Origin of the sequence: Mycolicibacterium brisbanense, from assembly GCF_001570425.1 — a bacterium.
Classification (GTDB): Bacteria; Actinomycetota; Actinomycetes; order Mycobacteriales; family Mycobacteriaceae; genus Mycobacterium; species Mycobacterium brisbanense.
Window position 1 is genome coordinate 42,506 of the sequence record NZ_BCSX01000028.1, and the last position, 14,631, is coordinate 57,136.

Genomic DNA, 14,631 nt, shown 5'->3' on the forward strand with positions numbered 1-14,631 from the left:
GGTGTTGTTCGTGACACCAAGTGTCTGATCGGTGGTGGGTAAACTCGGCTGGCGTCGACAGAATGCGGGAGGTGCGATGAGTGCTCTGCTGCGCTCGGTGCGTCAGCAACGGGGTATGACGCTTGAGGAACTTGCCGAGGCGACCGGGTTGACCAAGAGTTACCTGTCGAAGATCGAACGGCAGCGGTCCACGCCCTCGATCGCGGTGGCGATGAAGGTAGCCCGTGTGCTCGACGTCGACGTGGCACAGCTGTTTTCCGAAGATCCCGAGGTGACGACGCTGTCGGTGGACCGGGCCGGGGACCGCCCGTCCGGCCGCTACCACGCGATTGCCGCAGGCATGCTCGGAAAGGCGATGTCGCCCTTCATCGTTCATCCCACTCGCGAGTTCAGTGAGCATCCGCACCCTGCCCATGTCGGGCAGGAGATGGTGTTCGTCCACTCGGGTTCTGTCGAGCTGCGTTATGCCGACCAGATCATCCCGCTGGACACCGGCGATTGCGCATACTTCGACGCCGCGCAGCCGCACCAGCTCCGACAGCGGGGCTCGGCGCGTAGCGAAGTGCTCGTGGTCGCGCAACCCGACTTCGGCCGCTCAAGGCAGGGCTGACCGGCCGCCGGAGCCGCGGAAACACGCTATTGACGATAGGACACCGTGTGTCCTATCGTCGCTCTTGTGTCGCTCCGCACGGTTCCGGAAAGGCTTTTGACATGACTGCCACCACCCTTGGTGATTCCAAACAGGTGTTGATGCAACGCGCGCTGGATGCGCTGTCCAGCCACGTGCAGGACTCGCCGCTCACCACCCGCCAGAAACTGGCGTTGACCTGCCGGGCGCTGTTCGACGCAGGGCATGACTCTGGCCTGGCCGGCCAGATCACCGCGCGCGCCGAGAAGCCCGGCACGTATTACACCCAACGGCTTGGGCTCGGGTTCGACGAGATCACCGATGCCAACCTGCTGCTCGTCGACGAGGATCTCAATGTCCTGACTGGGCAGGGGATGGCCAACCCCGCCAACAGGTTTCACTCGTGGATCTACCGGGCCCGCCCAGACGTGCAGTGCATCGTGCACACCCATCCATTCCACGTGGCCGCGCTGTCCATGCTCGAAGTGCCCCTTCAGGTTTCACAGATGGACATGGCGCCGCTGTATGACGACTGCGCGTTCCTGCCCGACTGGCCCGGCGTCCCGGTGGGCAATGAAGAAGGTGAAATCATCAGTGCCGCATTGGGAGACAAGAAGGCCATCCTGCTCGCGCACCACGGCCACGTGGTCGCAGGCGCCACTGTCGAAGAAGCGTGCTCGCTGGCGATGCTGATCGAGCGCGCCGCCAAACTGCAACTTGCCGCCATGGCAGCGGGCACCATCGCCGAGCTGCCCCCACGACTGGCCCGCGAAGCCCACGACTGGACCCTGCGCCCCAAGCGCAGCCAGGCCAACTTTGCCTACTACGCCCGACGCGCCCTGGCGCGTCACCCCGACGCCCTGACCGGCGATCAGCCCGACAACCAGTAAGGAAACCGAACATGGCCAAAGACAAAGATATTCACGGAATCCTGGCGTACCCCGTCACGCCGTTCACCGCGGATGACGACGTCGACACCGGCGCTCTCGCCGCACTCGTCGATCGGTTGGTGGACACCGGCGCGCACGGTATCGTCCCGCTCGGCAGCACCGGCGAGTCCGCTTACCTGACCGAACCCGAGTACGACGCGGTCATCGACATCACCATCGACGTGGTCAACGGCCGGGTGCCCGTCATCATCGGCGCGTCCGACCTCACCACCGCCAATACCGTCCGCCGCGCTCAGTACGCGCAACGGGCGGGGGCGGACGCGGTGATGATTCTGCCGATCTCGTACTGGAAGCTCTCCGAGCGCGAGATCGCCCAGCACTACGCATCTGTCGGAGCAGCGATCGACATCCCGATCATGGTGTACAACAACCCCGCGACCAGCGGCATCGACATGAGCCCCGAACTGCTCGTGCGGATGTTCAACGAGATCGACAACGTCACGATGGTCAAGGAATCCACGGGCGATATCACCCGCATGGAGCGCATGTCCCAGCTCACCGACGGGCAACTGCCGTTCTACAACGGCAGTAATCCGATGATCCTCAAGGCATTCAAGGCGGGGGCCAAGGGATGGTGCACGGCAGCGCCCAACCTGCAGCCACAGCCGTGCCTTGACCTCTACGCGGCCGCACAGGCGGGGGACTGGACGAAGGCCGAGGCCATCTACGCCGAGTTCAAGCCGCTGCTGGAGTTCATCGTGGCCGGCGGCCTACCCACCACCATCAAGGGCGGCCTCGACCTGCTCGGCCAAGGCGTCGGAGTACCCCGGTTGCCGCTGCTGCCGCTGGCCGACGACGACCGTGCCGAACTTGGCCGGCTGCTGAAGATCTCGTGACTCAGCTGCCGACGATGTCGGCGAGCCGGGCCACGATCCTGGCCCGGCGCTGTGCGTAACCTCGTGCGGCGCGCTGAATTTCGGCCGTCTGCTCGGCCCGCACGCGTTGATACCGCTGCAGGGCTTCGGCATGGGATCCCGCACGCAGGCCGTCGAGTTGGGTCGCCAGCTCTCCGGCGTCTTGGATCGCCTGATTGGCGCCCTGCCCACCGAACGGGGTCATCGGATGGGCGGCGTCGCCGAGCAGCGCGATCCGCTCGGTGGTCCACCGCTCGATCGGGTCGCGGTCGTAGACCGGGTGCATGAACACGGGACTGGTCGCCGCCCGGATCATCCGCGGCACCACCGGGTCGAACTCGTCGAACTGCCGGGCCAGCGCTTCCAGATCGGCACGTGCCGACCAGAGGTGCGCCGGCGGTTCGTCGACCCCGAGGGTGGCGTCCACCGCGACCTGCCGCCCGGCCCGTACCGGCATGGTGATCATGTGCTTGGCCCGGTCGGCCGAGTGCCAGGCCCGCAGCCGGTCGTTGGGTCCCAGGTCCTGCAGGCACGCGGACGGGCTGACGGCCCGGAAGATCACCGACCCGCAGTAGTGCATATCGTCCTGGCTGAACAGTTTTCGCACCGTCGAGCGCAACCCGTCCGCGCCGATCACCAACCCGGCCCGTGCGGTCGCACCATCTGCGAACACCAACTCAACGTGATCGTCGTGCTCGACGATGTCAGCGAGGCGGTGGTTGAGCCGGATGTCGGTCGTTCCCACCGCCGAGACCAGCAACGTGTGTAGATCGGCCCGGTGCACGGTGCGCGGCGCCATCTCGGTGTCGGCGTAGCCGAACCGGCCGTGGTCGGCGCCTGCCTCGGGCGCGGCCGCGTAATCGGTCACCTTCAGCAGCAGGCCGTGTTGATCGCGGTCCTCGAAGCACGGTGTGGCCGAGGATATCTGCTCGAAGCTGTGGAGTATCCCCCAGCGTTTGAACAGCCGCAGGGTCTGCGGCGATATGCCGAGTGGGCCACCGACCTCGCCGAGTTCTCTGGTCTTGTCGAACACCACTGGGTGGTGCCCATGGTGTTGCAAGGCCACCGCGGCCGCCAGCCCGCCGAGGCCGGCCCCGACGATGGCGATGGGTATGTCGACGTTCATAGGGTGTACGCCTTTCGTGTTGCCTGGGAAGGCTCGAGCCGAACGAGCCCTTCGGAGTCGAGCCATGCCGCGGTGATGGCGCCCGGTCGATAGCCGACGACGGTGCGCACGTTGGCGATCGGATACCAGAGGCCGCGTTGGATGATGAGTTCCTGGATGCTGTGCACCATGCTGCGGCGGACTTCGGCATCGGCACAGCTCAGCTGCGCGTCGAGGAGCTTGTCGAGATCGTCGGAGTGTAAGCGGCGGTTCATGTTTCGCTGCAAGAAGGCAAACTGATACCGCAGCACGTCGGGATCTTCCCCGGTGTAGTAGAAGAACCGGAAGTCGTAGTCGCCGGACTGCTGGCGGCTGCGCAATTCGGCGAAGCCGACATCGGCGAGCTGCAACCGGACCCCGTGCTGCGACCACTGGTCGGCGATCGCGGCGAGCAGTTCGGCGTCGATCGGGGAGAAGTTGCTGTTGAACAGCACCTCGAAGGTGAGGCTCGGACCCGCGTTGGCAGCGTGCAGCAAGCGCCGGGCCCGCGCGGGATCGTAGGTGAGCTCGGTGCCGAGATCCCGGTGATAGCGCGTGGTCGGCGCGAGGACCGAATTCGCCGCGGTATATCCCACTTTCGCCAGGATCGGGCGTATACGGCTGCGGTCGATCAACAGGGACAGCGCCTGCCTGATCCTCGGATCGGTGAGCGGTCCTCGGGATGCGTTGGGGCACAAACCATATGTGATGCCTGGGTTGTGGTATTCGATGGTCGGGTGCCCAGGTGCGTGACCGGCGTAGAGGTCGGTATCCGGGTGATCGGTCTGTACGAAGACGAGCCGGTGGGATCCATCGGTCAACGTCGCGGGAACCCCGGATGTGTCGGCAGGGCGCCAGCGTCCCGTGCCCACCCGGATATCGCCTGCGGCTCTGCTGATCGCGAGCCCCACCCTGGTGAGCGACCGCAGGAATGCTGCGTTGTGCCGCCCGAAATGGAAGGTGACCGTGGTGTCAGTGGCCCGGATGTCCTTGAGCCCGGCCAGCGCCGCCACCGCGGCGGGCAGCGGCTCGGCGTGCTGCAGCGCGAGGATATCCACGAAGCTCTGGCGGACGTCCTCAGCGGACAGGTCTGTTCCGTCGGCGAACTGGACTCCCGGGCGGATCGCGAACTCGACGGTGAGCGGATCGATCTGCCGCCACGACGTGGCGAGCCACGGCACCAGCTCTCCGGTGGTCGGGTCGATGTCGAGGAGGCTGTCGAAGGCCATGCGGGCGTAGGTCTTCGACATGGTGTTGTAGGCGAGGCGGGGATCCCGGGCGAGTTGTGCGGTGGGCCAGCCGAAGGTGATCTCGCCGCTCATCCGACCGTGGCCAACTGAGATGGTGCCGCACGCCGGGCTGCGCGGGCAGCGACGGAAGCCACGATCCCGGCAACCAGGACCAGGGTGGCGGCAGTGCTGAACAGCGCTGTGCCGTCCGCGGTTTCGCGGACGACTGTCGCTCCGATGGACACCCCGATCGCGGCGCCCAGCGCGCGGAGGTAGTGGTACACGCTGGAATCGAACGGGATCTGCGCGGAGTTGGTCAGCACGTTGGCAGCCAATGGACTCCACAGCAGGCCCATCGCGCAACCCATCACCGCGGCACTACCGAGCAGCGGGATGACACCGTCGTCCGCCGCGACGGCGGCCACCGTGAGACTCACTGCGGTCACGATCAGCAGGCTGGCTCCGTAGCTCACAAGCCGGGTGTTCTTGGCGCTGTTGCCGGGGCGTCCCCACGGCAGCACCGGCAACAGGCCCGCGAAGAATGCCATCGGAACCAGAACCAGAGCCGAGCGATACGAATCGAATGAGCGCAGCTGCTGCAGGAAGTACATCACCGACAGGGTGAAGACGTTGGTCGCGATACCAGCGACGAAGACGATGAGGAAGCTCTGGTAGAGGATAGGCCGAGGTCCGTCAGATGCCCGCCTGCAGATCACGATGACCGTGACGCCGACTGCGATCGCCATGACGCACAGCACTATTCGAGCCAATGCGGTGCCGGCTGCGCTCGTCAGCAGGAAAATTCCCACCTGCGCGACGCCCAGACCGACGATCAGTGCCGCCGTGCCACGTGACCGGTTCGGCGGCGGCTGATCTTCGGCGGTGGTGCGCGCGGTGGATCCCAGCGCCATCAGGACAACCGCGGCAATCGTCGTGGCCACGGTCTCGTACGGGAACGAGCGCCAGCCCCACGCATCGTTGAGTGCCGCGGTGATCAGCGGTGAGGCCAACGCCGAGACCGAGACCACCAGACCCCAGGTCCCGAGTACGGCCGAGTGATGATCGGGATAGAACTGCCGGCGAATGATCCGGAAGATCTGCGGGGCAAGGGCGGCCGAGGCCACGCCTTGCAGGAACCGGATGGCGATCAGGACCCAGAACTGTGGGCTGAGGCTGGCGGCGACGCCGAGCACGACGAGCATCACCGAGCTCACGTGGAAGGCCCGCATCGGTGGATAGCGGTGCACGGTTATCCCGGCCGGTAACAGCGCAACGCAGAAGCCGGCCAGGAAGGCCACGCCGACGTAGGCGGCTTGCGCGAACGGGATGTCGAACGACTCGGAAATCGCCGAATTCAACAGCACGGTCGACGACGAGTTGGAGTAAAGGGTGTATTCGGTCAGGTACAGTGACGCCGCAACGGCGTAAAGGGACGGCTTCATGACGCCTCAGAGAACTAGCAGGGGTTAGTCGTGCGAACGAAGAACTAACCTGCGATTCTCTTCAGCGGCGCCAGCCGGGCCCGGTTCCAGATCGATGCGAACAGGCTCGGTGCGCACGACACGACGACCCGCACCACGCGTGCGGATGCGCTGTCGTCACCGGCACCCATGCCGATCACTGTACCGGGTGCGACCCGGAATCCGGTCTGCGATATCGGCCCTGAGCTGGTCCATGCTCAGGGACGGATCGTGTTTGGTGAGGTCCCATTCCTTATGTCCGATCACATGCGAGGCAGGTTGCCCGAGCTTGGCGACGATCGCCGCGCAGCACTGGACGTAGGCCAGGTACTGCTCCAGCGGATAGGGCTTCCTGCCGTCGCTGACGGCGTGGACACCGATCGTGTGGGCGTTGGCCCTGTTGGCGGGCAGATCCGGGTACGAACCGTGGCCGGCGTGGTGGGCGATGCCGGCAGCAACCACGGTGGCGGAGCCGTCACGGCCAATGAGGATGTGCGACAACGGGCCCGGTAGGTCGGCGGTACCCTCGGCAACCATGTCAGCGGCGACGGTGTCGGTCCCGGTGTGGTGGCACACCACACCCCACGCGTCGTCGATGTAGCCGTGGCCACGTTGGCGCCACCCGTCGATCTCGGTCACCGTCAGACGCTCTGCCCGCAGGACGTGAGCGAGCCAGCCCAAATCATCGATGGCCACAGAACCTCCCTGAAACGCTGCCCGGCGCACGATGGATTCATGCTCACGGCTCGGCTGCTCAGGAGGCCCGAGTAGTGCGGTACCTGTTTTTGCTGGCGTCGATTCAGAAGGGGCTGCTGTTGGCCTGATACCGGGCTGATTCCGGACGGGGGCCGAAGCGCCGGATGTAGTCCTCGTGGATGTGGGCTTCCTTCTTGTACTTGATCTCGTCGACGAGGTTGGGATCAAGGTTGTGCTGGGCCAGCCGGTGGCGGCGCCACACCTTGTTCAGTGCCAGCGCCATCAACAGTGCCCAGATATAGATCGGCACCGTCATCTCCATGTGGACGTACAGCGATGCAGGCAACAGCCACAGCGGAGCCAGGACGAGTAGCGGTGGGATGGCCATCCGGACCATGTGCCGGCGCACCGCACCGTAGTCAGCCAGGTCGTGGGCCACCCACTCGCGCATCGAGTCGGGGAGGCGCTTGCCGTACGCGTAGGTGAGGTACTGGATGGGATTCGGGCGGTCTTTCGCCATGGTGACTCCTAAGTTCCGGCGGTGAGTGCGTTAGCGGCCAACGCCGCGGTGTTGATCCGGGTGAGTACCCGGTGCAGCTCCTCGAGCTCGGCCATGTCGACGCCCAGTCGGGCGACGACGGCCGGCGGGATCTCCAAGGCCTGCTCACGTAGGGCGACGCCGGCTTCGGTCAGACCGATGTCGGTCGAGCGTTCGTCGCCTGTGCTGCGGGTGCGGGTGATCAGGCCCAGCGTTTCGAGCCGCTTGAGCATCGGCGAGAGTGTCGCCGATTCCAGCTGCAATGCCGCAGCGATCTGCTTGACCGACAGCGGAGGCATGCCCGCGGCATCCGACCGCTGGTGGTCCCACAACGCCAGCATCACCAGGTACTGCGGGTGCGTGATGCCCAGCGGCTCCAGTAGAGGCCGGTACACGGCCTGCACGGCGCGGTTGCTGATGGCCAGGGCGAAACAGACCTGCCGCTCGAGGGCGAGAGGATCGACTTCCACCTCGGTTGGTGTGGACATGATTAAAAAGTACCCTAATAGTTAGGGCACTATCAATATCTGCTGTGTCACAAGGTGCGGGTGGCCGCGCCGACACTACGGTTTATGGCCAAATTTGGCGGTTTTCGCGCCAAAAACCGTCGTCTCGGCGAGGGGGTGGAGGGCGGCTACTTTGCCCGCGCCGTGGTGGAGCGCACTACCAACTTGGGTTCCAGCACGACGTCGTGAGCTTCGCTGCGGCCCTCGAGCATCGCGACCGCCAGCCGCACGGCGTGCTGGGCGAGACCGGCCGCATCCTGGTGGATGGTGGTCAGGTCGATGCGCGGGTTGTCCGACAGATGGCTGTCGTCGTACCCGATCAGGGACAGCTCGCCGGGGATGTCGACGCCGGCGCGGGTGAACACGTCGAGCAGACCCAGCGCACAGCGGTCATTGCCGGCCAGTACCGCGGTGGGCAGCGTGTCAGCGTCGAGCATGGCCCTGGCCGCGGCCGCACCGGCCTGCTCATTGTGGGCACCCGGGATCACTGCGATGCGGTCGGCGAGTCCGTGTCTGCGCATCGCGGCGCGGTATGCGCGGCGGCGGTCGGCGGAACCGGGATCGTCGCCGCCGTCGACGTGATGGATATCGCGGTGGCCGAGATCGACCAGATAGTCGACCGCAAGCCGCATGCCCTTGGCATCGTTGGTCCGGACCGTCGCCAACATGGCGTCGCTGTCGACGTGGGCCAGTCGGCGGCCGACCACCACGGTCGGGGCACGGTCGGCGAGCTGCTTCAGATAGTCGTGACTTGACCTGGGGCCCAACAGGATCAGACTGCCGCACCGGTGGCTCAGCAGCGATTCGACGAACGTGGACTCCGCGTGGTCGTGCAGGTTGGCCGACAGCAGCATGTCGTAGCCGCAGCTCTCGGCGGCCGGGTAGATGTTGGTCACCAACTCGGCCTGGAACAGTTGGTGCACGTCGGTGAGCACCCCGATGGTGCGGCTGCGTCCCTGGGCCAGCAGGCGTGCGGCCGAGTCGGGGCGGTATCCGATCTCGTCGGCGACGGCGAGCACCCGCTGACGGGTCTCCTCGCTCGCGCCCGGCTTGCCGTCGAGGATGAATGAGACCAGGGTTCTCGACACTCCCGCGCGTTCGGCGACGTCGGCCATGGTGGGCCGCCGTGGGCCGGTGCGCGGTGATGGACTCACCGAGTCCCCGGGAACGGTGACGGTTGACACAGTTCGGGCATGCGCCCATAGTAAACCTCACGCGCGTTACTAACGCGCGTTAGTCAGAAGAGGAATCGAGGCCCTGCAATGTCCGGATCATCTGGCGGAGTCCGAACTGCCCCGCATGGCAGATTCCTGACCAAGCTCACCCTCATCGCCACGCTCGGTGGGCTGCTGTTCGGGTACGACACCGGTGTCATCTCCGGTGCCCTGCTCTACATGAAGGACGACCTGGACCTCAGCGACTTCGGTGAGGCCACCGTGGTCAGTTGCCTGCTGTTCCCGGGCGCGGCCTTCGGCGCGCTGTTCGGTGGCAGGGTCGCCGACCGGATCGGTAGGAAACGCACGCTGCTGGTGTGCGCCGGGCTGTTTCTCGTCGGGGCGATCGGATGTGCACTGGCGCCGGGTGTCCAGGTGATGGTTGCCGCGCGCATCGTCCTCGGGCTCGGCGTCGGCGCCGCGGCGGTGACCTGCCCGCTCTACCTCGCGGAAATGGCGCCCGCCGACCGACGTGGACGCATGGTCACCATCAACGAACTGATGATCGTCACCGGTCAGATGCTGGCCTTCGCGACCAACGCGCTGTTGGACCGCTTGTTTCACGACCCCCACGTGTGGCGCGTCATGCTCGCGGTGGCCGCGGCCCCGGCGGTTGCTCTGCTCATCGGAATGCTGGTGCTGCCGGACTCGCCGCGGTGGTACGGCCTCAAAGGCCGTATGACTGAAGCCCGTTCGGTGCTGGGGCTGAGCCGCGACCCGGCCGAGGCCGACGCCGAGTATGACCTGATCGAAGAACACACCGCGCACATGCTCAAGACCACCGCGACCCCGTTCTCGGTGATCCGCGACGTGCCGTGGATCCGGCGCGTGGTGCTCATCGGGTGCGGCCTGGCCATCATTCAGCAGGCCACCGGCATCAACACCGTGAACTACTACGCCCCAACGATTCTCAAGCAGAGTGGCCTGGGCGTCAGCGCCGCACTGGTGGCGACCATCGCCGTCGGCGTCACCTCCGTGGTCACCACGGTCATCGGAATCGTCCTGCTCGGTTACATCGGCAGGCGCACCATGCTGCTGATCGGATTTGCCGGGGTTGCCGCATCGCAGGCAGCACTGTCGCTGGTGTTCCTGTTACCGGAGTCGACGACCCGCAGTTACGTGATCCTCGGCGGCATGATCGCCTTCGTCGCGTTCGTCCAGATGTTCATCGGCACTTGTGTGTGGCTACTGCTCTCCGAGATCTTCCCGTTGAGCATTCGCGGATTCGCGATGGGCATCGCGGTTTTCGTGCTCTGGTGCACCAATGCCATCATTTCGTTCCTGTTCCCGCTGCTGAACTCCGCGCTCGGCTCGACCGGCACGTTCGCGCTGTTCGTGGTGATCAACCTCGTTTCGTGGTGGTTCGTCCGCCGCTATGTGCCGGAGACCAAGGGCACCAGCCTCGAAGAGCTCGAAGAGCGTTTCGAAGCCCACGGCACCGGACCCATTCCCGCCGTTACTCACTGATTCCGCTATAGCCGAAAGGGATTTCCATGTCCGATCTTCGAGTTGCCGTCCTGGGCGTCGGCCTGATGGGCGCCGATCACGTCGCGCGGTTGTCGTCCCGCATCTCCGGTGCGCGCGTGGCGGTCGTCAACGACTTCCTCACAGAGAAGGCCGAGGCCGTCGCCGCCGATATCCCGGGCTGCCGGGCGATCGGTGATCCGCTGGATGCGATCGCCGCTCCCGACGTGGACGCGGTGGTACTGGCCACCCCGGGACCGACGCATGAAAAGCAGCTTCTGGCATGCCTTGATCACGGCAAGCCGGTGCTGTGCGAGAAGCCCTTGACCACCGATGTCGAATCGGCGCTCGCAGTCGTCAAGCGCGAAGCCGAACTGGGCAGGCGGCTCATCCAGGTCGGGTTCATGCGCCGCTTCGACGACGAATACATGGCCTTGAAAGAAATGCTCGACCAAGGTGAGCTCGGTCGGCCGCTCGTGTTGCACTGCGCGCACCGCAACCCGGCCGTTCCACACGGTTTCGACAGCGCCATGGTGGTGCGCGACTCGTTGGTCCACGAGATCGATGTCACCCGGTTCCTGTTCGACGAGGAAATCGCGTCCATCCAGATCATCAAGCCGACACCGAATCCGTCGGGCCCCGAAGGGCTTTCCGATCCGCAGATCGCGATCCTGCGCACTGCAGGCGGCAAGCATGTCGACGTCGAGCTGTTCGTTCATACCGGGATCGCCTACGAGGTCCGCACCGAGGTGGTTGCCGAGCACGGTTCTGCGATGATCGGCCTGGATGTGGGTGTGGTGCGCAAGAGTGCGGCCCGCACGCAACGAGGAGAACGGGGCCCGGGTACTTGGGGTGGGCTGATCACGCCGGGATTCCGGGAACGGTTCGGCCGGGCTTACGACACCGAAATCCAGCGTTGGGTCGATGCGGTTCGTCGCGGTGTGAATGTCGACGGGCCCACTGCGTGGGACGGTTATGCCGCCGCCGCGGTGTGCGAGGCCGGCGTCGAATCCTTGCACTCCGGTCAGCCCGTTGAGGTGCAGATGGTGGCACGCGACTCGATCAAGGGGGCCTGACCCATGAAGATTGCGTTGGATCCCACGCCGTTTCACCATTCACATGAATTGCTGGAGTTTCCGAAGCTGGTGGCGGAGTTGGGCTATGAATATCTGCAGTTGACACCGCACCGGGATTTCATCCCGTTCTTCAATCATCCGCGCGCCGATGACGATCTCGTCGCCAAGTTCCGCAAGGCGTGCGCCGACGCCGGGGTCGGGATCGCGTCGGTGCTGCCGGTGCTGCGCTGGTCGAGCCCCGAGCCGGATGCCCGGGACGCCGCGGTGCGCAACTGGAAACGCGTCATCGAGATCACCGTCGACCTCGGCGTCAACGTGATCAACACCGAATTCGCCGGCCGCCCCGAGAAGGCCGAGGAGTCCGAGCGGGCGTTTTTCCGGTCGATGGAAGAGCTGCTGCCGATCATCGAACGCGAGGGCATCGACGTGCGGATCGACCCGCACCCCGACGATTTCGTCGAGGACGGCTTGGAAGCGCTGCGCATCATCCGCGGGGTCAACTCGCCGAACATCGGCATGGTGTACGTGGCGTGTCATACGTTTCACATGGGTGCCAACATGGCTGAGATCATGGCTGCGGCGGGGGAGAAGCTGCGGTTGGTGCATGTGGCCGACACCATGGACCATCACCGCAGCCACGGCCTGCGGTACATCACCAATCCGCCGGGGAATCCGGTGCGGGTGCATCAGCACCTCAAGATCGGTGACGGCGATATCGAGTGGGATGAGTTCTTTGGTGGCCTGGCCGGGATCGGTTTTTATGATCGGCCCGATACGGTCATGGTGTCGAGTGTGTTCGGCGAGGACGAGAACGCCCACGAGGTGTCGCGCTATCAGCTGGCCACCATGACCGATTACGTGGCGAAGTACCGCTGATTTGTTCGGCGAGCAGTCACAGCGGTACCGCAACTGCGGCGTGTCGGGTACCGCCGGGACTGCTCGCCGGAGAAAAACGCGCGAGGAACGGTCAGGCGGGACGCGGCGCGAGGTGCTTGGACCAGCCCGTGGCACAGCACAGGGCGCACAGCGCCGCCAGCACCCCGAGCGCCGTCAGCATGACCGGATAGCTGAAGTAGTGGGCGAGCGCGGCCAGGGCGGCAGGCAGCAGGAAGCCGATGTAGGCCAGCGAGTAGTAGACGCCGGACAGGCCCGCGAGTTCGTCCGGTTCGGCGATGCGCTGGATCTCCAGAAGCCCTGACACGATCGCGATGCCGTAGGCGCTGCCGAGCAGCATGGCCACCAGCAGCGCCACCAGCGGGGAGCGCGTGACGGCGGTCGCCACGGCAGCGAAGACGCCCAATGCCATCAACACCATCGAGACCACCACGGCGCGCGCGGTCGAGCGGTCGTCGAGGCGCCGTGCGATGGGCTGCACCAAGACGCCGCACCCTAGCGTCAGAACCGTGAGACCGGCTGTGTAGAGCAGTGCCCAGGAGCCGAGCTGGTCGGCCACCAGGGCGGGCACGATCGCGTACGCGATGCCCGCGGATCCGAAGATCCACGGCGCCATAGGAACAACGACGTGGAGAAATCGGCGGTGCCCAGCGGTCGGAACCTTCAGGCCCTCGATGAGGGGTATGGGTGTTGCGCCGCTGCGGGTTTCGGCAGAGCGACGCAGCACAGCCCACAGTGCCGGCAGGCACAGCGCCGCATGGACGAGATAGGTCAGCACCAGAGGATCGGGCGCGAATACGGCGAGCAACCCCGAGCACAACGGCCCCACGCCGAAACCCAGTGAGAGACAAACCGATGCGCGGCGGGCACCGGCACCGGCGGAGGCGTTCTCGAACGGCGGCTTCGACAGCTCCGTGATCCATGCCGAACCGACCGACATCGCGATACCGACCGCCAGGCCGCTGAGGAGCCGGCCGACGAACAATGCCGTGAACCCCCAGCTGTCCCCGATGGCCAGGACCAGGCTGCCCAGCGCGGAGCTGATCAACCCGGTGACCATCGCGGGCCGTCTGCCGTGTCGGTCCGAGAGCGCCGAGGCCACGAGCAGACCAGGCACCAGCCCGATGACGTAGGCGCCGAGCAGGATGTCGACGTCGACGCGGGTGTATCCGGAATGCTGCGCGTAGGCGATCAGCAAGGGCGTGAACTGATTACCGCCCCACCCGATGCAGAACACGGCTGCGGCGACAGCGAACCACGGGCGAAGTGCCTGTCTCTGTGTGCTTTCCGCGGAATCGAGTGTGTACGTCATTCGAGCACCACCCGGTAGGTGGCTTCGAGGTGTGCCAACAGCGCGGTCTCGAATGCGTTCACGTCGCGTTGTCCGATGGCCTCGGCCAGCCGGCCGTGCTCATCGACGAGCAGTGCGAGCCGGGCCGGATCGGCGCGCGCCGCGTCCGTCATCATCCGGCGTTGCCGGTCGCTGAGTGAACCGTAGAAGCGCTGCGCAATCGAGTTGCCCGCCACTTCGACGATGCGGCGGTGGAACGCGTCGTCGGCTGCCGCGAACTGGCGGGCGTCGCCCGCCGCGGCTCCCCGGCGCTGTTCGTCGACAAGCTCGGACAGCTCGGCGAAGAGTGGTTCGATCGACTCGGGCGAGCGGCACAACCGTCGCACCGCGGCAGTTTCCAGCGCCAGGCGCATCTCCAACACATCGGTGGTGTCGTGCGGCGAGACCGGTACGACGACGGCACCGCGCCGCGGCACCAGATCGAGCAGGTCCTCGGCCGCGAGCCGCAAGAACGCCTCATGGACCGGAGTCCTGCTGACGCCGAGCTGCGTGGCGACTTCGACCTCGCTCAGCAGCTGGCCACCCCGGACCTCGCCGGACAGGATCTGATCCTTGGTGGCCTGGTAGGCGCGCTGGCTGGACTTCTGCACGAGGACTACCGTACGCCCATGCATGCAACCTTGCATG

At 65.8% G+C, this 14,631-nt stretch carries 16 protein-coding genes; 6 read left to right on the forward strand and 10 right to left on the reverse strand.

The annotated features are described in order from the left end of the window. The first annotated feature begins 76 nt into the window (after positions 1-76). The 3 genes from RMCB_RS16730 (at position 77) to RMCB_RS16740 (ending at position 2,414) form a co-directional block, all read left to right on the forward strand. Positions 77-610, forward strand: a complete 534-nt coding sequence (locus RMCB_RS16730) for a helix-turn-helix domain-containing protein (protein WP_062829666.1) — start codon at positions 77-79, stop codon at positions 608-610. A 101-nt stretch (positions 611-711) separates the two neighbouring features. Next, on the forward strand, positions 712-1,518 hold the full coding sequence (locus tag RMCB_RS16735) for an aldolase (RefSeq protein ID WP_072278491.1): 807 nt from the start codon (positions 712-714) through the stop codon (positions 1,516-1,518). A gap of 11 nt (positions 1,519-1,529) precedes the next feature. Further along, on the forward strand, positions 1,530-2,414 hold the full coding sequence (locus tag RMCB_RS16740; protein WP_062829667.1) for a dihydrodipicolinate synthase family protein: 885 nt from the start codon (positions 1,530-1,532) through the stop codon (positions 2,412-2,414). Between the two features lies 1 nt (position 2,415). Here RMCB_RS16740 and RMCB_RS16745 read toward each other — a convergent pair whose 3' ends face one another. The 8 genes from RMCB_RS16745 to RMCB_RS16775 form a co-directional block, all read right to left on the reverse strand. Beyond that, positions 2,416-3,558 carry an FAD-dependent monooxygenase gene (locus RMCB_RS16745; protein WP_062829668.1) on the reverse strand — a complete coding sequence of 381 codons (1,143 nt, stop codon included), beginning with the start codon at positions 3,556-3,558 and terminating at the stop codon, positions 2,416-2,418. Then, the gene (locus tag RMCB_RS16750; protein ID WP_062829669.1) at positions 3,555-4,898 is read right to left on the reverse strand and encodes an ABC transporter substrate-binding protein; all 1,344 of its coding nucleotides are present in this window, start codon (positions 4,896-4,898) and stop codon (positions 3,555-3,557) included. The genes RMCB_RS16745 and RMCB_RS16750 overlap by 4 nt, the downstream gene beginning before the upstream one ends. Next, positions 4,895-6,247: an MFS transporter gene (locus RMCB_RS16755; RefSeq protein WP_062829670.1), complete on the reverse strand. Its 1,353-nt coding sequence runs from the start codon at positions 6,245-6,247 to the stop codon at positions 4,895-4,897. Before RMCB_RS16755 ends, RMCB_RS16750 begins: the two co-directional genes overlap by 4 nt. Positions 6,248-6,291: 44 nt before the next feature. Then, the gene (locus tag RMCB_RS36840; RefSeq protein WP_264028955.1) at positions 6,292-6,417 is read right to left on the reverse strand and encodes a hypothetical protein; all 126 of its coding nucleotides are present in this window, start codon (positions 6,415-6,417) and stop codon (positions 6,292-6,294) included. Then, entirely contained in the window at positions 6,404-6,961 is a 558-nt protein-coding gene (locus RMCB_RS16760) for a peptidoglycan recognition protein family protein (RefSeq protein ID WP_234792146.1), read from the reverse strand. The genes RMCB_RS36840 and RMCB_RS16760 overlap by 14 nt, the downstream gene beginning before the upstream one ends. A 103-nt stretch (positions 6,962-7,064) precedes the next feature. Further along, entirely contained in the window at positions 7,065-7,481 is a 417-nt protein-coding gene (locus tag RMCB_RS16765) for a DUF5313 domain-containing protein (protein ID WP_062829671.1), read from the reverse strand. 8 nt (positions 7,482-7,489) lie between these two features. Then, entirely contained in the window at positions 7,490-7,987 is a 498-nt protein-coding gene (locus RMCB_RS16770) for a MarR family winged helix-turn-helix transcriptional regulator (protein ID WP_062829672.1), read from the reverse strand. Positions 7,988-8,133: 146 nt separating this feature from the next. Further along, positions 8,134-9,120 (reverse strand): LacI family DNA-binding transcriptional regulator, encoded by a 987-nt coding sequence (locus RMCB_RS16775; RefSeq protein WP_084388520.1) that lies wholly within the window; start codon positions 9,118-9,120, stop codon positions 8,134-8,136. Positions 9,121-9,267: 147 nt separating this feature from the next. Between RMCB_RS16775 and RMCB_RS16780 the strand changes: the two genes are divergently transcribed. The 3 genes from RMCB_RS16780 to RMCB_RS16790 are packed head-to-tail and all read left to right on the forward strand — an operon-like array spanning position 9,268 to position 12,635. Next, positions 9,268-10,686: a sugar porter family MFS transporter gene (locus tag RMCB_RS16780; RefSeq protein ID WP_062829674.1), complete on the forward strand. Its 1,419-nt coding sequence runs from the start codon at positions 9,268-9,270 to the stop codon at positions 10,684-10,686. A gap of 26 nt (positions 10,687-10,712) precedes the next feature. After that, positions 10,713-11,759: a Gfo/Idh/MocA family protein gene (locus RMCB_RS16785; RefSeq protein WP_062829675.1), complete on the forward strand. Its 1,047-nt coding sequence runs from the start codon at positions 10,713-10,715 to the stop codon at positions 11,757-11,759. A 3-nt stretch (positions 11,760-11,762) separates the two neighbouring features. Beyond that, positions 11,763-12,635, forward strand: coding sequence for a sugar phosphate isomerase/epimerase family protein (locus RMCB_RS16790; protein ID WP_062829676.1), 873 nt, complete (start codon positions 11,763-11,765; stop codon positions 12,633-12,635). Positions 12,636-12,726: 91 nt separating this feature from the next. On the opposite strand, the gene RMCB_RS16795 is transcribed toward RMCB_RS16790, so the two are convergent. Continuing rightward, on the reverse strand, positions 12,727-13,965 hold the full coding sequence (locus RMCB_RS16795; RefSeq protein WP_062829677.1) for an MFS transporter: 1,239 nt from the start codon (positions 13,963-13,965) through the stop codon (positions 12,727-12,729). Further along, on the reverse strand, positions 13,962-14,594 hold the full coding sequence (locus tag RMCB_RS16800; protein WP_234792147.1) for a GntR family transcriptional regulator: 633 nt from the start codon (positions 14,592-14,594) through the stop codon (positions 13,962-13,964). Before RMCB_RS16800 ends, RMCB_RS16795 begins: the two co-directional genes overlap by 4 nt. Positions 14,595-14,631: the final 37 nt, after the last annotated feature.